The sequence below is a fragment of the Paraburkholderia caribensis genome (assembly GCF_002902945.1).
GTDB lineage: Bacteria > Pseudomonadota > Gammaproteobacteria > Burkholderiales > Burkholderiaceae > Paraburkholderia > Paraburkholderia caribensis.
Window position 1 is genome coordinate 1,830,454 of sequence record NZ_CP026101.1, and the last position, 19,394, is coordinate 1,849,847.

15 protein-coding genes are annotated in these 19,394 nt (G+C 64.1%); 2 read left to right on the top strand and 13 right to left on the bottom strand.

The window, feature by feature from the left end:
- Nucleotides 1–27: 27 nt before the first annotated feature.
- Both C2L66_RS08120 and C2L66_RS08130 read right to left on the bottom strand, forming a co-directional pair.
- Nucleotides 28–594: a DUF6013 family protein gene (locus C2L66_RS08120; RefSeq protein WP_060600775.1), complete on the bottom strand. Its 567-nt coding sequence runs from the start codon at nucleotides 592–594 to the stop codon at nucleotides 28–30.
- Nucleotides 595–1,584: 990 nt separating this feature from the next.
- Nucleotides 1,585–2,601: a zinc-binding alcohol dehydrogenase family protein gene (locus C2L66_RS08130; protein ID WP_060602671.1), complete on the bottom strand. Its 1,017-nt coding sequence runs from the start codon at nucleotides 2,599–2,601 to the stop codon at nucleotides 1,585–1,587.
- A 165-nt stretch (nucleotides 2,602–2,766) separates the two neighbouring features.
- On the opposite strand from C2L66_RS08130, the gene C2L66_RS08135 reads away from it, so the two are divergent.
- Complete coding sequence (locus tag C2L66_RS08135; RefSeq protein ID WP_060600773.1) at nucleotides 2,767–3,738, top strand: LysR family transcriptional regulator; 972 nt, start codon at nucleotides 2,767–2,769, stop codon at nucleotides 3,736–3,738.
- A gap of 38 nt (nucleotides 3,739–3,776) precedes the next feature.
- On the opposite strand, the gene C2L66_RS08140 is transcribed toward C2L66_RS08135, so the two are convergent.
- The 5 genes from C2L66_RS08140 to C2L66_RS08160 all read right to left on the bottom strand — a co-directional run bounded on the left by C2L66_RS08140 (nucleotide 3,777) and on the right by C2L66_RS08160 (nucleotide 11,653).
- Complete coding sequence (locus C2L66_RS08140) at nucleotides 3,777–4,088, bottom strand: hypothetical protein (protein WP_054930436.1); 312 nt, start codon at nucleotides 4,086–4,088, stop codon at nucleotides 3,777–3,779.
- A 71-nt stretch (nucleotides 4,089–4,159) separates the two neighbouring features.
- Nucleotides 4,160–7,045: a DNA ligase D gene (ligD, locus tag C2L66_RS08145; RefSeq protein WP_060602668.1), complete on the bottom strand. Its 2,886-nt coding sequence runs from the start codon at nucleotides 7,043–7,045 to the stop codon at nucleotides 4,160–4,162.
- 51 nt (nucleotides 7,046–7,096) lie between these two features.
- Entirely contained in the window at nucleotides 7,097–8,083 is a 987-nt protein-coding gene (gene ku / locus C2L66_RS08150) for a non-homologous end joining protein Ku (RefSeq protein WP_054930431.1), read from the bottom strand.
- 202 nt (nucleotides 8,084–8,285) lie between these two features.
- Nucleotides 8,286–9,530 (bottom strand): cytochrome P450, encoded by a 1,245-nt coding sequence (locus tag C2L66_RS08155; RefSeq protein WP_060600770.1) that lies wholly within the window; start codon nucleotides 9,528–9,530, stop codon nucleotides 8,286–8,288.
- Nucleotides 9,531–9,667: 137 nt separating this feature from the next.
- Nucleotides 9,668–11,653 (bottom strand): glycoside hydrolase family 28 protein, encoded by a 1,986-nt coding sequence (locus C2L66_RS08160; RefSeq protein WP_060602665.1) that lies wholly within the window; start codon nucleotides 11,651–11,653, stop codon nucleotides 9,668–9,670.
- A gap of 392 nt (nucleotides 11,654–12,045) precedes the next feature.
- On the opposite strand from C2L66_RS08160, the gene serB reads away from it, so the two are divergent.
- Nucleotides 12,046–12,885: a phosphoserine phosphatase SerB gene (serB, locus tag C2L66_RS08165; RefSeq protein ID WP_054930434.1), complete on the top strand. Its 840-nt coding sequence runs from the start codon at nucleotides 12,046–12,048 to the stop codon at nucleotides 12,883–12,885.
- A gap of 108 nt (nucleotides 12,886–12,993) precedes the next feature.
- Here the strand turns inward: serB and C2L66_RS08170 are convergent, their stop codons facing one another.
- The 6 genes from C2L66_RS08170 to C2L66_RS08195 all read right to left on the bottom strand — a co-directional run bounded on the left by C2L66_RS08170 (nucleotide 12,994) and on the right by C2L66_RS08195 (nucleotide 19,217).
- On the bottom strand, nucleotides 12,994–14,178 hold the full coding sequence (locus C2L66_RS08170; protein WP_060600767.1) for a cystathionine beta-lyase: 1,185 nt from the start codon (nucleotides 14,176–14,178) through the stop codon (nucleotides 12,994–12,996).
- 40 nt (nucleotides 14,179–14,218) lie between these two features.
- Nucleotides 14,219–14,824: a hypothetical protein gene (locus tag C2L66_RS08175; protein ID WP_054930428.1), complete on the bottom strand. Its 606-nt coding sequence runs from the start codon at nucleotides 14,822–14,824 to the stop codon at nucleotides 14,219–14,221.
- 158 nt (nucleotides 14,825–14,982) lie between these two features.
- Nucleotides 14,983–16,167 (bottom strand): beta-ketothiolase BktB, encoded by a 1,185-nt coding sequence (gene bktB / locus C2L66_RS08180; RefSeq protein WP_054930427.1) that lies wholly within the window; start codon nucleotides 16,165–16,167, stop codon nucleotides 14,983–14,985.
- Between the two features lie 156 nt (nucleotides 16,168–16,323).
- Nucleotides 16,324–17,250: a sugar kinase gene (locus C2L66_RS08185; RefSeq protein WP_060600758.1), complete on the bottom strand. Its 927-nt coding sequence runs from the start codon at nucleotides 17,248–17,250 to the stop codon at nucleotides 16,324–16,326.
- A 3-nt stretch (nucleotides 17,251–17,253) separates the two neighbouring features.
- A complete protein-coding gene (rimO, locus tag C2L66_RS08190) occupies nucleotides 17,254–18,645 on the bottom strand; it encodes a 30S ribosomal protein S12 methylthiotransferase RimO (RefSeq protein ID WP_060600755.1) in 1,392 nt (463 codons plus the stop codon).
- 287 nt (nucleotides 18,646–18,932) lie between these two features.
- Nucleotides 18,933–19,217: a helix-turn-helix domain-containing protein gene (locus tag C2L66_RS08195; RefSeq protein WP_060600752.1), complete on the bottom strand. Its 285-nt coding sequence runs from the start codon at nucleotides 19,215–19,217 to the stop codon at nucleotides 18,933–18,935.
- Nucleotides 19,218–19,394 lie beyond the last annotated feature (177 nt).

Below are 19,394 nucleotides of genomic sequence, written 5' to 3' on the forward strand. Positions count from 1 at the left end.
ACCGGATTGGATACCAGGACGCTTACGTTACCGTTTGGCCGACACGCTCACCTGCGAGCCGTCGCTGAGTGTCAGCGTCTTCGTGCTGCCGTTGGTCGGCATGGTGAAGCGCAGCACCTGACTGACGCTTGCGTAGTTCGGGCACTTGAGCGACTTGCCATTGTTCGACACGGCCTTCGTGCCTTTCGGTGTTTGCGCCTGGAAGTTCATCTGCACGGTTGCGGTGCCGTCCCTGGCGACGACGGGTGCGAAGCGGATCTGTGTCTGACGGATCATGGCGCCGTTCGTGTCGAGCGGTAGCGACGACAGACCTGGGCAGTCGCTATCGGCTGCGACGGGGCCGCCGGGCGGCACGGTTTTCCAGGTGAAGTCGTCCGATTCTCCGGAACGGATGGTGCGGGTTTCCTGCGAGTTGCCGAACTGCTTCGACGTGACCTTGACCGTATAGCGGATGGGGCCGTCCGTGGCCGCCTGCGAAGTGACGGTGATGGGTGTCGCTGCGTGCGCGGGTGCCGGCAATGCGGCGAGCGCAAGCGTTGCGCATGCGATGGAAGCTACAACAGAAATCGCGGGAAGTTTGACGCTGATGCTCATACTGTCACCTCGTTGTTGTGCTGCCGCGTTCGCGCTGGCCGCGCGCGGTGGTTTTTTTTGCATGTTGCACGGGAAGTCTAACGCCAAGTGGTTGGCGTGGATGTGGGTTTGGGCTGGGATTAACCCGGGGTTGAGGTTGTTTTTTGCGCTGCGCGCGCGGGGGTGGGGTTGGTTGGGTGTGGCTGTTCTCGTGCCGTTGTTCGGTGTTTTTGGCTTTTGCGCTGGCATCCGCGTGACGTTAGCTCGCTTCAGGCGTCGCCCCTGTGCGGGGCGGCACCTACTTTTCTTTGCCGCCGCAAAGAAAAGTAGGCAAAAGAAAGCGGCTCACACCGCCAGCCCTTGACGTTTTCCCACGGGCCCCCAACGTCCCCACACCTCAAACGGCAACGCGCTTATTGATGCCCGTTGCTAACACTTCGAACAGATGCCTCACCCGCTTCAGGCACCCGTACCCGTGCAAGCGGCAGCGAATGGTATGGGCCGCCCAGGTGGCAAACTGTGTGTAGGTTGTCGCGTCGTATAGGGTGGCGCTCTTACCGCGTGGGACGCGTGCGCTATCTGTCTGGAGTGAAGCGTGTGGAGCACCGAGGGCCGACACACAGTTTGCCACCTGGGCGGCCGTGGGCCTGTCTGGCGCGGCGTGCTGAAGCGCAGGTGCGTGAAGCGGGTGAGGCGCACCGCAAGAGCGCTGGCAACGAACACGAATGACGTGATTGCCGTGTGAAGCGTAAGAACCTTCGGGGGCCCTCAGGCAGAAAAAAGAGCTGGCGGTGTGAGCCGCTTTCTTTTGCCTACTTTTCTTTGCGGCGGCAAAGAAAAGTAGGTGCCGCCCCGCACAGGGGCGACGCCTGAAGCACGCTAACGAAACGCGGATGCCAGCGCAAAGCAAAAGCAAAAGCAAAAGCAAATCACGTACGCCCACACCGCAAAATCGCCATCGCCCCCGCGTCGCAGACAAAGCACCCCCGCACCAACATCAAAACCAAAAAATCAAAACCCACTCAACACAAGCTTCCCAATCGCCCGCCCCTCTTCCAGCAACTGATGCGCGCGCCGCAAATTCCCCGCATTGATCTTGCCAAGATCCTCACCCACCGTCGTGCGCAAAGTCCCGGCATCGATCAACCGCGCCACCTCAGTCAGAAGCTTATGCTGCTCGATCATATCGGGCGTCCCGAACATCGACCGCGTGAACATGAACTCCCAATGAAACGCGGCGCTCTTCGCCTTCAGAAGCTCGACGGGCACAGGCCTCGCATTCTCGACAATCGTCGCAATCCCACCCTGCGGCTTGATCACTGCAGCAGCCGCCGGAAAATGCCGATCGGTGTCGTTGAACATCAACACATAATCGACCTGCTCAAAACCGATCTGCTTCAACTGCGCCGGCATATCGCCAAAATGATCGACGATATGATCCGCGCCCAACTCCTTCGCCCATTTCGCCGATTCCGGCCGCGACGCAGTCGCGATAACAGTCAGCTTCGCCAGTTGCTTCGCAAGCTGTATCCCGATCGAGCCCACCCCGCCCGCGCCGCCGATAATCAACACCGACTTGCCCGCATCCGCGCCCTGCGGCGATACGCCAAGCCGGTCGAACAGCGCTTCCCACGCCGTGATCGCCGTCAACGGCAACGCGGCCGCATGCGTGAAATCCAGCGTCGCCGGCTTGCGGCCAACAATGCGCTCATCGACGAGATGAAACTCGCTGTTCGCGCCCGGCCGCGTAATGCTGCCCGCGTAAAACACCGGGTCGCCCACCTTGAACAGCGTCACCTCCGGCCCGACGGCTTCGACTGTGCCCGCCGCATCCCAGCCAAGCACGCGCGGCCGCGTCTCGACCGTCTCCTTCGACGCGCGCACCTTGGTATCCACCGGGTTCACGGAAATCGCCTCCACCTTCACGAGCAAGTCGTGGCCGGCCGGCTGCGGCTTGTCGAGCTCGATGTCGATAAGCGACTCGGGATTGTCGATAGGGAGATAACGGGTCAGGCCAACGGCTTTCATGACGGCTCCTTGATTCGTGTGACGTTTTTCGAAGATTTCGACGACAACGGCGGGCAACTCATCCGAGACACCGCGCCGATCGCGTTGACTCAACTGTAAGAAATTCTTTACGCTTCGAAAACCAACGTAATGACTGAAACATCTTCTGGAATTTCCGAATAATCAATGAACACGACTCCCCAGCCGTCAACCGATGAACGCGACCGCCTCGATCTGCTCGACGTCGCGCTGTTCGTGCGCGCCGCGCTGCTCGCCAACGTCTCGGCAGCGGGACGCGAGTTCGGGCTGTCGCCCGCCGTCGCGAGCGCGCGCATCGCCAGTCTCGAACGGCTGCTGGGCGCGCGCCTGCTGCACCGGACCACGCGCCGCGTCAGTCTCACGCAGGAAGGCGAAGTCTTCATGACGCGCGCCGAGACGCTGCTCGACGCGGCCGCCGCCGCGCGCGCGTCGGTTGGGCGCGGCCAGGCCGAGCCGCAAGGACGGCTGCGCGTGTCGATGCCGTCGTCGTTCGGCCGACAGCACGTGTCGCCTGTGATTACGCAGTTTCTGCGGCGCTACCCGGGCGTGAGCGTCGATCTGCGGCTGACCGACACGATCGTCGATCTCGTCGATGCCGGCGTCGACGTCGGCATCCGGCTGGGCGCGCTGAAGGATTCGACGCTCATCGCCCGGCGGCTCGCAGCAAACCGCCGTGTGATCTGCTGCGCGCCGTCCTATCTGGCGAGGCACGGCGCGCCGCATCATCCGTCCGATCTCGCGCAGCACGAATGCGTGATCCTCGCCGATCAGCGCGATTGGTCGTTCGTCACGCCAGCGGGACCGTTGACCGTGCGCGTCGGCGGACGCCTCGCGACGGATAACGGCGAAGTCATCCGCGACGCCTTGCTGGCGGGATTCGGCATCGCCTTGAAATCGACGTGGGATGTCGCGCCGTATCTACGCAGCGGCGAACTGGTGACGGTGCTCGACGCGTATCCGCTCGGGGAAACGGTCGCGATCTGGGCGGTCTATCCGTCGCGCGCCTTCGTGCCGCCGAAAACGGTCGCGTTCATCGACTTCCTCGCCGCGCATTTCGGCGATCCGCCCTACTGGGACATCGAACTCGACCGCGACGCGAGTCAAGGCACGCGATGGTAATCGTGTGACGGGCCGTTGCGCGTACGTCGGTTTGCGGGTCAGCGGCGCTTGCCTGTTTCGCCGGAATTCTCGTTGGCGTGCGCATCGTTTTGCGTGCGTTCCTGATACTCGTCGCCGCCGCGCCGGTCGGTATCTTCGAGTCCTCGCTCGAGATCGCGATGCGCCTGCTTGCCGACGCCGCGCGGCTCATGCTCCTGCTGCGAATCCGTGCTCTGATCCGCTTCATGCGGCAACGGCGCAGCCTGCTCGTCGAACGGCCGCTTCGGCACGTTGGACTGATCGTTTCCTGCAGGGCGCGCACTCTGCGCTTCGTGATCGTCGCCCGTCGCGTGTTGTTGCGATGTCTTCATGGTCCTCTCCCTGATGTGCTCACGATGACGCCGGTGCGTCTCGTGCGTTGCCGCTTCGCGGCCAGCAGCCGTCAATCGCGCTCCAGCCTGCGCCGCATGGCGGCCGTGATGCGCTGCTTCGTCTTCGCGTAGTCGGCCCACGGGTCGCTTTTCAGCGCGTCGAGCCGCTCGTGCAAATTCGCGATGTTCCATTGATCGCCCGCCGTCGTACCGGGCACTTCGTCCCATGCGAGCGGCACCGACACGCCCAGCCCCGGCCGCGCGCGCAGCGAATACGCGCAGACGGTGCTCGAGCCACGGTTGTTGCGCAGATAGTCGACAAAAATCTTGCCCTTGCGATTCTGCGCACCCATCTTCGCGGCAAAGTGCTTCGGCAGCGCCGTCGCCATGTGCTGCGCGACGGCTTGCGTGAACGCCTTCACCTCGTCCCAGCCGAGCTGCTTTACGATCGGCACGACGACGTGCAGTCCCTTGCCGCCGCTCGTCTTGCAAAACGACGCGAGGCCGAGTTCTGCGAGCAGTTCGCGCGTAAGCTGGGCCGCTTCGATCATCCGCTCCCAGCCGAGCGCGGGGTCCGGGTCGAGATCGAACACCATGCGGTCGGGTTTCTCGATATTCGCGGCCACCGCGTTCCACGTATGCAGTTCGATCGTGCCCATCTGCGCAGCGCCCACCAGCGCCGCTTCGCTTTCGATGGTCAGCAGCGGCGGATGGTCCGGGTCCAGCCCCGGATGCTGCGTGATGTTGGGAATCGCGAGCTTCTGGCTGTGCTTCTGGAAGAACAGCTCGCCGCCGATGTCCTCCGGCGCGCGCACGAGCGCGACCGGCCGGTCCTTCAGAAACGGCAGCATCCACGACGCAACCGACGCGTAGTATTCGACCAGCTCGATCTTGCGCGCGCCCGTGCTCCTGTCGATCACGCGGTCGGGGTGCGAGATACGCACGCCGGACACCGTCACGGTGGCGGCCTTGCCGGTCGTTTTCGCCACCGCCTTGTCTCGCGATGCCGCGCCGCTCGTCTTCGCACGCTTCGTGGCGGGCGTCGGCTCGACATCCGCGGTCTTCGACGCGCGCTTTTTCGCCGTCGACGTCTTCGCCTGAGCGGCGTTCGTCTCATCCGTCATCTGTTGCACGTCGGCTCCTTTGTCTGGCGCTTCGTGGACGATCTGCCTGGCGGGCTTGTCGTCGCGCAAGCTGACAAACGACGCCTGCCGCACGATGCCGTCACTCGTCCATTCCGCAAAATTGCATTCGGCGACGAGTTCCGGCTTCACCCAATGCACAGGCGTGCGGCTTCGTTCGCGCGGCTCGCTGGCAAACGGCATCTTCTGCGTTTCACGTGCGTCCAGTGCCTTCTTGATCGAGCGCAGTCTGGCCGCGTCGAAACCCGTGCCGACGCGCCCCGCATATTGCAACTTGCCCTTCGTGTCGTAGACGCCCAGCAGCAGCGCGCCGAATGCCTCGCGGCTGCCCGCCGGTTCCGAATAACCGCCGATCACGAATTCCTGACGGCGCCGGCATTTGAGCTTGATCCACGCAGGCGAGCGGCCCGACACGTACTGGCTGTCGCGCCGCTTGCCGATGATGCCTTCGAGCTGCATATCGCATGCGCTCTTCAGCAACTGGCCCGCGTCGAAGCCGAAGTCTTCGGAAAAGCGCAGCGTGTCGTCGTCGGCGGTATCGAGCAGCGCGCGCAGGATCGCGCGACGCTGTTCGAGCGGCACGCCGCGCAGGTCATAGCCGTTCAGATACGGCAGGTCGAACAGATACAAGGTGATGTCCTGCGGCCGGTGCGCGTCGAAGGCGTTTTGCAGCGCCTGGAAGCTCGGCACGCCGTTGCTGTCGAGCACGACGGCCTCGCCGTCGAGCCACGCGCGGTCCACGCCGATGCGCGCGATCGCCTTGACCTGCTTGCTGAACTTCGTGGTCCAGTCGTTGCCTGCGCGCGTGAAGATTTTCACGGCATCCTTCGAGTCGTGATCGATGCGCGCCAGCACACGATAACCGTCGAACTTGATCTCGTAGACCCAATGGTCGCCGGTGGGCGCGCTGTCGACGAGCGTCGCCAGTTGCGGCTTGAGCGCCGACGGGAGCTTCGCCTCGACGGCACCTTCTATCGACGGATGACCGGCCAGTTCGCGCAGCGATTCCGCGTTGCGCGTCGCGACGATGTCGGGGCGGTCGGCAGGAGTGCCTTTGGCCTTGCGCGATGCCGCCGCCTTCTTCGCCTTGACCGATGCGTTGGCGCGTTCCGCTCTGCTCTTCGGCTGGTCAGCGGCGGGCTTGCTGGAGACGCGTTTGCCGTTCGTGCCGCCGCGCGCCCCCGGCGCATCCGAGAGCACACTGCCCTGCCGCTCGTCGAGCACGTCGAAATCGGCTTCGCTGCGCGCAGCGTCGTCGCGTTCCTTGATGAGCAGCCACTGCTCCTTGTCGCCGCTGCCGCGCATGTGGCTGCGCACCAGCGTCCAGCCGCCGTGCAGCTTCTCGCCGTTCAGGTGGAATTTGAGCTTGCCTGCCTGATACGCGTCACGCGCGCCCGCTTCGCCGCCCGCCGGTTCCCATGTGCCGCGATCCCATACGATCACCGAGCCTGCGCCGTAGTTGCCTTCGGGGATCGAACCTTCGAACGTACCGTATTCGAGCGGATGATCTTCGACATGCACGGCAAGCCGCTTGACGGACGGATCGAGGCTCGGCCCTTTCGGCACGGCCCAGGATTTGAGCGTGCCGTCGAGTTCAAGACGGAAGTCGTAATGCAGGCGTCGCGCGTCGTGTTCCTGAATCACGAACGACAAGCTGTGCGGCTTCACGGTGTTTCTTGCGGCTGTGCTTGCACCCTTCGCACCCTTCGCACCCTTCGCACGCTTCGCACGCTTCGCGCGCGCAGCAGTCCCCGACGGCTCCGGCGTCTTATCGAAGCGGCGCTTGCGCTGATAGGTATCGAGCTTGTCGGCCATGATCGCTGTGCTCTTTGCGCCGCGAGACATCTCCAGCGGCGCGATCCGTGTTCAGGCGGCGCGGCGCTTGCGCGCAGCCGTGCTGGTGCTCTTGCGCGCGGTGGTCCCCGCGCTTGTCTTCGCCACGGTCCCCGTCGTGCGGCGCGCCGCCTTCTTCGCGGGCGCGCGGCGTTTTGCGGGAGCCGCTTCCTCGTCGTCCGTGTCGTCGCTGGCCGCTGCACGCGTGGCGGGCTTGCCTTTGCCGCCGCGTCCAAGGCTGCGCTTGAGCAGATCGGACAAGTCGAGAATATCCGCCGAGCGCGGCGCTTCGCGAGGCGTTTCGATATCCATCACCTCTTCGGTCTTGCCGGCCTGCACCTTCTTGTCGACCAGCGCGAGGATGTCGTCGCGGAACGTGTCCTTGTATTCAGACGGGTCCCATGTGTCGCTCATGTCGGCGATCAGTTTTTTCGCCATGTCGAGTTCGCGTGCCGTCACGCCTGTCTTCTTCGCGTTTTCGTCGGGCACCTTGAATTCGTCGAATGGACGCACTTCCGAGGCCCAGCGCAGCGTATTCAGCGCGAGCATCGGGCCGACGGGAATCAGCGCGGCCAGATGCTGCTTGTTGTGCATTACGACATTCGCCACGCCGATCTTGCCGGTCGCCTTCATCGCATCGCGCAGCAACGCGTACACCTTCTCGCCCTTGCGGTCGGGCGTGAGGTAGTACGGGGTGTCGAGATAAAGAAACGGGATATCGGGTGCATCGACGAACGCGAGAATATCGACGGTCTGGGTCGACTCGGGATTCGCCGCGCGAATTTCCTCGTCGGTCAGCACGACGTAGCGGTCTTTCTCGTACTCGAAGCCGCGCACGATGTTCTCGCGCGTCACTTCCTTGCCCGTGCGCTTGTTGATCTGCCGATAGCCGACGGGATCGATCGTGCGCTTGTCGAGCAGATTGAAGCCGACCTTTTCGGACTTGATCGCCGGATACAGTTGCACCGGCACATGGACGAGACCGAAGCTGATCGCGCCTTTCCAGATCATATGAGCCATCGCGCGCTCCCGGGAAGTTGAACTCCGTACCAAGCAGCAAGCGTGCCCAGCGCCGATGCGGGCCGCTATCCACGCCCTGGCATGCCCGCGAGAGACGGTCGCGGCCGCGCGACGTCATCCCGCTGTAAGTCTTGCCTCAGAGGCGGAAAAAGCTACGGCTACGGGCACACGGCTTCAGGTCCGCGCTATCGGTCCGCAGATTTCACTCGACGGCGCACGGCACGGCCGCATAGCCACGAAAGCGCACGCGTCCGCCGCGCGTCGGCTCGCCGCTGATTCGATATGCAGGAAAGCGCCGTACGAAGCGTCCAATGGCGATGCGCGCTTCGAGGCGCGCAAGCGACAGTCCCGCGCACTGATGAATGCCGAAGCCGAACGCGAGATGCCGGTTCGGCGCGCGGCGGATGTCGAAGCGGTCCGGCTGCGCGAACTGCTCGGGATCGCGGTTCGCCGCGCCGATGCACAGCGTGACAGGTGTGCCCGCAGCCGCGGGCACACCGCCGATCTCCGTATCGATCATCGTCATGCGATTGCCGAGCTGGTTCGAGCTCTCGAAGCGCAGGCATTCCTCGACGGCGCTTTCGATCAGCGCCGGCTCGCGCAGCAACGCGTCGCGCTCTTCCGTCCAGACGCTCAGCGTGACGAGGCCGTTGCCGATCAGGTTGGTCGTCGTTTCGTGGCCCGCGTTCAGGATGAAGATGCAGTTTTGCAGCAGTTCGACTTCGGACAACTGCTCGCCGCCGCCCTCACCCTGTTCGCCCTGGATCAGGCGGGTGAGCACGTCGTGCTGCGGATCGCCGGGCGCGGCCCGGCGTCGCGCGACGAGATCCTTCAGATACGCGACGAACTCCGTCACCGCGCGATTGCCGCGCTCGTGCTGCGCCGGCGTGAGCGAAGGTTCGAGCGCGCCGAGAATCGCAAGCGACCAGTCGCGCAACGGCTCGCGTTCGTCGTGCGGCACGTCGAGCAGATTGCCGATCACCTCGACGGGAATTGCCGCCGCGAAGTCGCCGATCAGATCGATCTCGCCGCGCCCGGCAGCGCGGTCGAGCAAGCCGTCGACGAGACGCACCAGCCCGTCCTCCATCGCGGCAATCGCACGCGCCGTCAACGCGCCCGCGATCAGCTTGCGCACGCGCGTATGCAGCGGCGGATCGTTGAAGACGAGGCTCGTCGTGTGATGCTCGAAGAGCGGCGTGGCGCCGTACTTCGGTGCGAACTCGACTTTCTTGTCGGAGCTGAAGGTCTTCGGATCGCGATAGACGGCCTGCACGTCGCGATAGCGCGTGAGAAAAAGCGAGCCGTCCGGCATGCGCTTGACGGGCTCGTGCGTGCGCAGCGCGTGATAGACGGGATACGGGTCCGCGTGAAACGACGTGTCGAGGTGTCGCAAATCGAACCGGCGCGCGATGTCGGCATCGTTCGACGTCGCGTTGGACGGGGTCATGGGTGTCTCCTTTTTGATCTTCGCCGCGAGCGCGGCTGAAACGTTTCGAACCCTCAGTATGAACCATGCCGGCGCCGTGTTGCTTGCCGCTCGTGGCGGAGCGAGACGCCGATGCGCGTCACGCCCGCCACGTCATGTCACGACTTCGTCGGGAATGGCACGAACGCCTTGCTGCAATCGACGGGCGACGCCTGCGCGCCCGCCGCCTGCGTCAATGTCACGCCGCTGCCTGCCCGCAACGGCAGCGTCGTGCCGCCTTCGCCAATCGAGAACTGTGCGTCCGCAACGGTCATGCTGAGCGGCGCGGCATCCGCCACGACGTTGTTCAGCGAGATCAGCAACGGATTGACCACGGCCGGACTCGGGAATCCAGCCGTTCCCGCCGACCAGCCCGAACCGAGCAGAATCGGACTGGTCGAATCAAAGCCCTGGAACGTGTAGTTCGACGCGTTGACGATGCGTATTCCGTCGAGCACGATGCCTTGCAGGTTCGGATACAGTCCGAGGGTCTTCGTGGGACTGTAGTACGGCGAGAAGATCAGCGCCTGCGGGTTCGACGTCTGGTTGCCCGTGCGAATGCACACGTTCGAATAACGGATGTTCGAGACGAGTCCGCCGCGGCTCCAGTCGGACTTGATGCGCAAGCCATTGTCCGCACCGTCGATGCTCAGGTCGTAGACGTTCACGTTGCTCACGCTCGGGTACACGCCGCCCACGGGCGTGACGTCCGCATTGGCCACCCCGTTGTCCGACCCCGCCGATTCACTGCCGATCGACATCCCATGCCCTTCGTAAAAGTGGCTGTGCGCGACCGTGATGTTGTACGTGCGGCCGTTGACGGGCGCGGTGCCGCCTTTGATCGCCATGTTGTCGTCACCCGTGCGGATCGATGTGTACGCGATGAGCATGTTGCTCGCGTCGCCCGTGAGCTTGCCCGGGTTGCCTGGATTGCTGGTGATCGCGCCCGAGCTCGCGGGGTCGATGCCGTCGGTGTTCTTTGCATTGACGGTGCTGTACGGCACGCCCTTGTAGTTGTTCATTGCCTCGTAGGCGGCCGTCGGCGTGTAGATCTTGACGCCCCACGCAGTGAAACCTTGCACGCCGCTCGGCACGACGTGAAACTTCGGCGCGTTCTGCAGCGTCACGCGATACAGCGTGAAATTGCTGCCGTTGTTGATCTGGATGAGACGCGGGTTGTTCTGCGACTTGTTCTGCACGACGTTCGCCTCATAACCGATGTCCCACCAGCTCATCGCGGAGCCATCGGCGCGCTTGAGCAGATTGGGATCGTCGCGCACGCTGCTGACCAGCTGGCTGCCGCCGCGCCCGTCGATCGTGCCGTCGCCGACCACCGCACTGTTGCTCGTCCTGGCGGCCGTGATCAGCGCGTTGCAGCCGTTGTCGCTGACAGTGATGAGGCCGCAGCTCGCGGTGCCCTGGGTCTTGTCGAACTGGCGCGGATCGCGCGACGCGAACAGGGTCACGCGTTTGTCGATCCACAACGTGACGCCGCTCGGCAGGTTCAGCGGGCCGGACAGGAACGCGTTCGCCCCGTTCGCGCCGGACGTCAGACGCACGACCTTGTTCGTCGAAAGGCCCGTGCTCGCAGCGTTCGTGCATGCCGTCAGCGCAGCCTGGATACGCGTGGTGTCGGGGGCCGTGCTGGCGGCGTCGGCGCTATCGGGCAGCAGGCCGTTCGCCTGCGCTGTCAGCGTCGCGGGCAGCGTCTGACAGATTTGCGACGATGTCGGCAAGGTCGGTTCCGGCGGCAGCGCGGCGTCGAAGGTCGTCGTGCCGACCTGGAAGCCCGGCGCGGGCGTGTCGCTGGCGGGTGTGGCGTCGGAGGCGGGCGTGGCATCCGAGGCCGGTTGATCGGCTGTCGGAGCGCTGGCGTCGCTTGCGCTGGAAGCAGCAGCGGGCGCAGCGGCAGCGTTGTTGTCCACGTTGCCCCCCGACACGCCCGATACGCCCGATACGCCCGATACGGCCGATACGCCCGGGCCCGACCCGCCTCCGCAGGCCGTGAGAACCAGCGCTGTCGACAACGACGCAAGCCACGCCGCTGCGGCCGCCCGCGCGGGTCGTGTTGGCGTCGATGCAAGATGTTCGATGTGAGTGCCCATGATCGCTCTGTCTTCCCTGGAGTTTTCTAAGTCGTGCAATCGCGCCTGCAGCGTTCCGACGAGCGCATCACGCTCGCCCGTCATCTGACAAGCCATTGATTTTTTCGAGATGTTGTCAAACAACACAGAGAATATTAGCGATCCGAATCAATAAAAACCCATGTGGTAAACCCCGCTTGGTTCGACAATTCATTCCGTAGTACCAAGTGTTATCGGCAGCTTATTTATGAGATAGCCTTGATCACGACGATCGCGTCCGTGAACCTGGAACGCACCGCGCGTCGATACCATCCGCAAGACTCACCGCCCTCGCCTGCGCGGCCGCATTGCACGGAACCGTTACAATGGGCGTTTCCCGTGCCTTCTTGCTGCTGTCCCATTCCCGCGTCGACATGAATCTCGTCATCCAAAGCCTCAGCCCGCTTGCCGCCGAGCATCACAAGCCACTCATCGCGCTGTCGCGCGGCTCGAATCTCACCGTGATCGATCCGTGCGCGGTGCGCATCGAAACCGCCGACCTCGCGCAGCGCGCCGACCTCGACGTCTACTGCGCAACGCATGCGCTCGACTATGCGTTCGTCGAAGCGGGCCGGCGTTTGACCGACTTCGGCCTCGTCGCCATGGACATGGATTCGACGCTGATTACGATCGAGTGCATCGATGAAATCGCGGATTTCTGCGGGCTGAAGGCGGAAGTGGCGGCGATCACGGAAGCGTCGATGCGCGGTGAGATCAAGGACTTCAACGAGAGCCTGACGCGCCGCGTCGCGTTGCTGAAAGGGCTGGACGCGAGCGCACTCGAAAAGGTTTACGAAGAGCGCCTGCAACTGTCGCCGGGCGCGGAAAAAATGCTGGCGGGCGCGAAGGCCGCGGGCATGAAGACGCTGCTGGTGTCGGGCGGCTTTACGTTCTTCACCGACAAGCTGCAAGCGCGGCTCGCTCTCGACTTCACACGCGCCAATACGCTGGAAATCGTCGACGGCAAGCTGACGGGCCGCGTGCTCGGCGAGATCGTCAACGCCGACGTGAAGGCGCGCACGCTGCGCGAAGCTTGCGACAAGCTCGGCATCGAGCCGGCCCGCGCGATCGCGATGGGCGATGGTTCAAACGATCTGAAAATGATGGCGGCGGCTGGCCTGTCCGTCGCGTTCCGTGCGAAGCCGGTTGTGCGCGAAGCGGCGAGCGTCGCGTTCAATCACGTCGGACTGGACGGATTGCTGCGGCTTTTCTGAGCCGGCGCGTTCGCTTCATAGGAACATAAAAAAGGCCCGCTCGAAACCGAGCGGGCCTTTTTGCTTCTGACTCGACGAAACGCTACACGCACGTCACGCGCGACAGGTTCAACCCAACGCGGCGAGGCATCGCTCGATATCCGCGCGCAGATCCGCTTCTTCTTCAAGACCGACGTAGAAGCGCACCAGCGTGCCGCGATGCGGCCATTGCGATTCGGTGCGCATCGACGCGACGTCGTACGGCATCGCCAGACTTTGCGCGCCGCCCCAGCTCCAACCCAGCGAGAACAGTTCCAGCGATTCGCAAAACCGGTCGATCTGTTGCGGCGTGTAGCGTGCGTCGAACACGACCGAGAACAGCCCGCCCGCACCCGTGAAATCGCGTTTGTAGAATTCATGACCAGGACAATCGGGCAGCGCCGGATGCAGCACCACGGCGATTTCCGGACGCGTCTTCAGCCACTTCGCGAGCTCGAGCGCGCTTTTATCATGCTGCTCGAAACGCACTTTCATCGACGGCAGGCTGCGCAGGATCAGCGAGCAATCGTCCGCCGACACGCCAATGCCCATGCGCATGCGCGCCAGCTTCAGCTTCAGATGCAGATCGCGATCGACGGTGATCGTCGCGCCCATCAGCACATCGCTGCCGCCGGACTGGTACTTCGTGAGCGCCTGCATCGAAATGTCGACGCCGTGATCGAACGGACGGAACGAGAGACCCGCCGACCACGTGTTGTCGATTGCCGTGACGACGCCGCGCGCGCGGGCCACGGCCGTGATGGCGGGAATGTCGGACACTTCCATCGTCACCGAGCCGGGCGCTTCGAGCCAGATCAGCTTCGTGTTCGGCTGGATCAGGTCGGCGATGCCCGCGCCGATCATCGGATCGTAGTAGCGCGCGGTGATGCCGAAGTCCTTCGCGAGCCACTCGGCGTGATCGCGATTCGGCGAATAGACGTTGTCGGGGATCAGCACGTCGTCGCCCGATTTCACGAGCCCGAAATACACGTTCGAGATCGACGACAGGCCGGATGGCTGCAACAGCGCGTGGTTGCCGCCTTCGAGCGCGGCAAGGCGCTGCGCGAGCGCGATCGAGGTCGGCGTTGCGTGCAGGCCGTAGCGCCATTGCGCGTCGTTGCGCCAGTCGAGCGCGCGCATCGCCGCGAGGTCCGGGAAAACGACCGTCGAGGCGCGCGCCACGGGCACCGAGAACGATTCCCAGCCGGGCGTGAGCTGATCGTTCGGCTGGACGATGCGGGTCTGCAAACCGTGCTTTGGAGTCTTTTGAGTCATGGTCAAGGAAAGTTGGATTCGTCTGTGATGCGCGCGGCGCTTATTCGCCGATCGTCAGATTGCTCACGCCGTTGACGGGCTGGCCGCCGGTGCGCGGCTGCGGCGCGGACTGTTGCGTGGACTGTTGCGCCGGTTTCTGAGCCTGAACGGGCGCGGCCGACGGCGCTTTCTGCCCCGCTGCGAGCGGCCGCAACGAAAATTCCAGCGGATTGGAATCGTCGACGTTCATGCGCTCGCCTTCGATCGAGCCATCCGCGGCGAACTTGCCGACCCAGTTGCCCGTGATATGCGTGCCGTCGTTGGATTCTTCGACTTCGAGCGTGTCGCCGTCGCGGTCGCCCGCGATCAGGATGACCTCGCCCGTGTCGGCGAACTGATACTCGCCGTGTACGCCGGACGGGTCGTCGGTTTTCGCACCCAGCCGCAGCACGATCTGACGCTTGCCGAGCGTGCCCGCGTACTGCGGAAACTTCGCGAACTCGGGGCTCGGCTTGAGCGGCAACTGGATCGGCGGCGGCGCCGCGAGTTGCTTGACGGCGTCGCTTTCCGCGTGAGTCGCGACGGGCATCGCCGCCGCGACGGCTAATGCCGCCGCCGCGATCATCGCGGGCCACGACGCCTTGTGTTTCGAGCTGGTTTCCTGCATCCGTTATTTCCTTTCAACCGGCATGACGGCGTTCTGCGCACGCCTGACAACGCCCGATACCTCGAGAACCCGCTGCGACGGGTTATACCGCAAGTTCGTTCAGCGACGGAGCGGCGCGACGCCAGGTCATCGCCGCCCCGTCCCGTCTCGCGAACGGATCAGATCCGTTCGAAGATCGCTGCAATGCCCTGCCCGCCGCCGATGCACATCGTCACGAGCGCATAACGGCCGCCGATACGCTGCAACTCGTACAGCGCCTTGACGGTGATCAGCGCGCCCGTCGCGCCGATCGGATGACCGAGCGAAATACCCGAGCCGTTCGGGTTCACCCGGGCGGGATCGAGGCCCAGTTCCTTGCTGACGGCGCAGGCTTGTGCCGCAAACGCTTCGTTCGCTTCGATCACGTCGAGATCGCCGACCTTCAGGCCGGCGCGCTCCAGCGCCTTCTGCGTCGCGGGCACGGGGCCGATGCCCATGTAATTCGGATCGACGCCCGCATGCGCGTATGCAACCAGCCGGCCAAGCGGCTTTGCGCCGCGCTTCTCGGCGACGCTGCGCTCCATCAGCACGACGGCCGCCGCCGCGTCGTTGATGCCCGACGCATTGCCCGCCGTGACCGTGCCGTTTTCCTTGGCGAACACGGCCTTCAGTTTCGCGAAGTCGTCGGCCGTCGCGTTCATGCGGACGTGCTCGTCCGTGTCGAAGACGGTGTCGCCTTTCTTCGACGCAATCGTGATGGGGAGAATCTGTTCCTTGAAGTAGCCGCTCTCGATCGCCTTCGCGGCGCGGCGGTGCGATTCGAGCGCGAGCGCGTCCTGTGCGTCGCGCGAGATGTCGTATTTCTTCGCGACGTTTTCGGCCGTCACGCCCATGTGGATCGACTGAAACGGGTCGTGCAGCGCGCCGAGCATCATGTCGACGATGCTGGCGTTGCCCATGCGCTGGCCGAAGCGCGCCGACGGCATGATGTACGGCGCGCGGCTCATGCTTTCCGCGCCGCCGCCGATCGCGATATCCGCGTCGCCGAGCAGCACCGATTGCGCCGCCGATACGATTGCCTGCAAGCCCGAGCCGCACAACCGGTTCACGGTGAGCGCAGGCGCATGCTGCGCGACGCCACCGTTGAGCGCTGCGACGCGCGCAAGGTACATGTCTTTCGGCTCGGTATGGATGACGTTGCCGAACACGACATGGCCGACTTCGTCGCCGGCGACGCTCGCACGCGATAACGCCTCGCGCACGACGCGCGCGCCGAGATCCGTCGGCGCGAAGTCTTTGAGGCTGCCGCCGAAGTCGCCGATTGCCGTGCGCACGCCGCTCACTACCACCACTTCACGTTGCATCGCTTGCTCCTCTCTCTCGTCTCAGATGAATGTCATGCGCCCCGTTGAAGACGCGCGTGACCTTGCCTTGCTGACCATACCCGAGTGCCGGATTTCCGCGTTGAATCCGACGCCATTGCGCGGCGGTGCTGGCGACGCGCGCGCATGAGCATGCGCTCAGGCGCCGAGAAGCTTTTCGACCGTCGCGCGATCGGGAATCGGCGCGACGGCGCCGAAGCCTTGCGTCGACAGCGCGGCCGCGACATTCGCGTAGCGCGCCGCCTGGAAAGGATCGTCGCCCGCAGCGATGCGCGCGATGAACGCGCCGCCGAAGCAGTCGCCCGCGCCAGTCGCATCGACGGCATGGACGACGTGGCCGGGCACGACACGCCGCTCGTCGGGCGTCGCGATATAGGAGCCTTCCTTGCCGAGTTTCAGCGCGACGACGCGCGGCCCTTGCGCGAGCAGAAAATCGACGATGTCGTCGCGCTCCGTCAAACTCGTCAGTTCAGTGACGTCGTCCCAACTGGGCAGGCAGATGTCCGTCTGACGGATCGCTTCGAGCATCACGGCGCGCGCCCGCGCGAGCGGCCACAGCTTGAGGCGCAGATTGGTGTCGAAGCTCACCAGCACGTCGTTCGCGCGCGCGTGCGCGATCGCGGCGAGCGCGGCGTCACACGCGCTCACGCTGATCGCGAGACTGATGCCCGACAGATGGATGACCTTCGCGGCGGCGATTGCGTCGAGCGGCAGATCGCGCGGCGCGTAGCGGCTCGCCGCCGAACCCGCGCGCAGATAGTCGAACTGATGGCCGGACGGACCGTGCGACACGAAATACACGCCCGTCGGCGCCTGATCGTCGACGCGCACGAACGCGGTATCCACCTGCTCGCGCTGCCACAGATCGAGCAGCAAACGCCCGAACGGATCACTGCCGACAGCCGATACGAAACCCGTCGACGCCCCTTGTCGCGCGGCCGCGATGCAGAAGTTCGACGTGTCGCCGCCGAAGCCCTGCAAATAAGTAGGCTGGTTGATTCCGGACTGGTTGAATTCGACCATGGCCTCGCCGAGCGCGAGGATGGACGGTGTGTTCGAGGGCATGGCCTAGACCTCGCCCCACAGGTCGTGGCCGTCGGCACCCGTGATCTTCACCGACACGAAATCGCCGACCTTGTAACGCTTCGACGCCTTGGTCGCCGGCGCGATATAGACGACGCCGTCGATTTCCGGCGCATCCGCCGCCGTGCGGCCGACGCCGCCATCGGCATTGATCTCGTCGACCAGCACCTTCAGCGTCTTGCCGACCTTGCGCGCGATGCGCTTCGCCGAGACTTCTTCCGCGACTTCCATGAAGCGCGCGCGACGCGCCTCGCGGACTTCATCGGGCAACGCGCCGTCGAGTTCATTGGCACCCGCGCCTTCGACGGGCGAATACGCGAAGCAGCCGACGCGATCGAGTTCCGCCTCGCGGATGAAGTCGAGCAGCGTTTCGAACTGCTCTTCTGTTTCGCCGGGGAAGCCCGCAATAAAGGTGCTGCGAATGGTCAGGTCCGGACAGATTTCGCGCCACGCGCGCACGCGCTCGAGCACTTTTTCCGCGTTTGCGGGACGCTTCATGCGCTTGAGCACTTCGGGGTGCGCATGCTGGAACGGCACGTCGAGATACGGCAGCACATGCCCCTTGAGCGGGCCTTCCGCCATCATCGGAATCACTTCGTCGACGCTCGGATACGGATAGACGTAATGCAGACGCACCCACGCGCCGTACCGCGCGGCGAGTTCGCCGAGCGCGCCGACCAGGTCCGTCATGCGCGTCTTGATCGGCTTGCCGTTCCAGAAGCCGGTGCGGTACTTGACGTCGACGCCGTAGGCGCTCGTGTCCTGCGAGATGACGAGCAGTTCCTTCACGCCCGACTTGAAGAGGTTCTCCGCTTCCAGCATGACTTCCGCGACGGGGCGCGACACGAGGTCGCCGCGCATCGACGGGATGATGCAGAACGTGCAGCGGTGATTGCAACCTTCGGAAATCTTCAGGTACGCATAATGGCGCGGCGTGAGCTTGACGCCGGCGGCGGGCACGAGATCGACGAACGGATCGTGCGGTTTCGGCAGATGGCTGTGCACGGCCTGCATCACTTCGCCGAGCGCGTGCGGCCCCGTCACGGCGAGCACCTTCGGATGCACTTCTTCGATCAGGTTCGAGCCGCTCGCGCTCTGCTTGGCGCCGAGGCAGCCGGTGACGATCACCTTGCCGTTTTCCGTGAGCGCTTCGCCGATGGCGTCGAGGCTTTCCTGGACGGCTTCGTCGATGAAGCCGCAGGTGTTCACGACGACGAGATCCGCGCCGTCATAGGTGCCGGAGATTTCGTAGCCCTCGGCGCGCAGCTGCGTGATGATCTGTTCGGAGTCGACGAGGGCTTTCGGGCATCCGAGGGAAACGAACCCGACCTTCGGAATCGAAGCGGTCGGCGCGGCGGGGGTCGAAGTCTGCGACATAGAGAATGGTCCGGCGAGAGCGATGAGTGACGCGATAGTTGAGGGCTTGGGCGTGCAGCCCGGGCGCCGGAATCGCGGCAAACGTGGGTGCACCGTGCGACGGTGCCCTCGTGGCGAGGACCGTCGCGAAATGGGGCCATGTGGATCTTGTGGGAAGTCGATTAGGCCCGCGCAAGCAACCTCGGATTATACCGTGAGAGGGGTCAAGCGGCGTACGGCGCGGCGGTTAGCGCACATCGCCGCCAAAACGCGCATGGAGAAAGTCACGTGGACATCCGGCGCCCGTCTCACGAAGCAAGTTCGAACCTGAACTTCTTGCCGAGCGCATTCGCGGCGCTTGCCAGCGTTGTCAGCGTGAGGCTCGTATCGTTCTGATCCAGCAAGCGGTTCAACGCCGCACGGCTCGTATTCATCTTTGCAGCCATTCGGGTTTTGGTCAGATTCTGCGCTTTCATTTCCTGCTCGATCTGCCAGGCGATCACGCGCTTCATCGCCGTAGCCGTGACTTCCTCAAGCAGCGATTCCTCGGCAAGGAAATCGTCGATATTTCCACCTACGTGCTTGCTTGTCATCACTCACCTCAAGAGACCTGACGCCCGCACAAAACGCCCGAACGCGGACACGCTCCAGGAGAAACATCGAGACGTGATTTAATCCGTTGGCGACAAAATGCCAACGGAAAATTGAATCGACCCATTCACCGAATAAAACCCGCTTTTCGTTTTACTGATAGTGAACTTCCATGACAA

Coding starts and splice junctions, on each gene's coding strand:
- bktB (WP_054930427.1), bottom strand. CDS start 16,167: ATGCAACGTGAAGTGGTGGTAGTGAGCGGCGTGCGCACGGCAATCGGC.
- C2L66_RS08130 (WP_060602671.1), bottom strand. CDS start 2,601: ATGAAAGCCGTTGGCCTGACCCGTTATCTCCCTATCGACAATCCCGAG.
- C2L66_RS08175 (WP_054930428.1), bottom strand. CDS start 14,824: ATGCAGGAAACCAGCTCGAAACACAAGGCGTCGTGGCCCGCGATGATC.
- C2L66_RS08120 (WP_060600775.1), bottom strand. CDS start 594: ATGAGCATCAGCGTCAAACTTCCCGCGATTTCTGTTGTAGCTTCCATC.
- C2L66_RS08155 (WP_060600770.1), bottom strand. CDS start 9,530: ATGACCCCGTCCAACGCGACGTCGAACGATGCCGACATCGCGCGCCGG.
- serB (WP_054930434.1), top strand. CDS start 12,046: ATGAATCTCGTCATCCAAAGCCTCAGCCCGCTTGCCGCCGAGCATCAC.
- C2L66_RS08140 (WP_054930436.1), bottom strand. CDS start 4,088: ATGAAGACATCGCAACAACACGCGACGGGCGACGATCACGAAGCGCAG.
- C2L66_RS08160 (WP_060602665.1), bottom strand. CDS start 11,653: ATGGGCACTCACATCGAACATCTTGCATCGACGCCAACACGACCCGCG.
- C2L66_RS08185 (WP_060600758.1), bottom strand. CDS start 17,250: ATGCCCTCGAACACACCGTCCATCCTCGCGCTCGGCGAGGCCATGGTC.
- C2L66_RS08135 (WP_060600773.1), top strand. CDS start 2,767: ATGAACACGACTCCCCAGCCGTCAACCGATGAACGCGACCGCCTCGAT.
- rimO (WP_060600755.1), bottom strand. CDS start 18,645: ATGTCGCAGACTTCGACCCCCGCCGCGCCGACCGCTTCGATTCCGAAG.
- C2L66_RS08170 (WP_060600767.1), bottom strand. CDS start 14,178: ATGACTCAAAAGACTCCAAAGCACGGTTTGCAGACCCGCATCGTCCAG.
- C2L66_RS08195 (WP_060600752.1), bottom strand. CDS start 19,217: ATGACAAGCAAGCACGTAGGTGGAAATATCGACGATTTCCTTGCCGAG.
- ku (WP_054930431.1), bottom strand. CDS start 8,083: ATGGCTCATATGATCTGGAAAGGCGCGATCAGCTTCGGTCTCGTCCAT.
- ligD (WP_060602668.1), bottom strand. CDS start 7,045: ATGGCCGACAAGCTCGATACCTATCAGCGCAAGCGCCGCTTCGATAAG.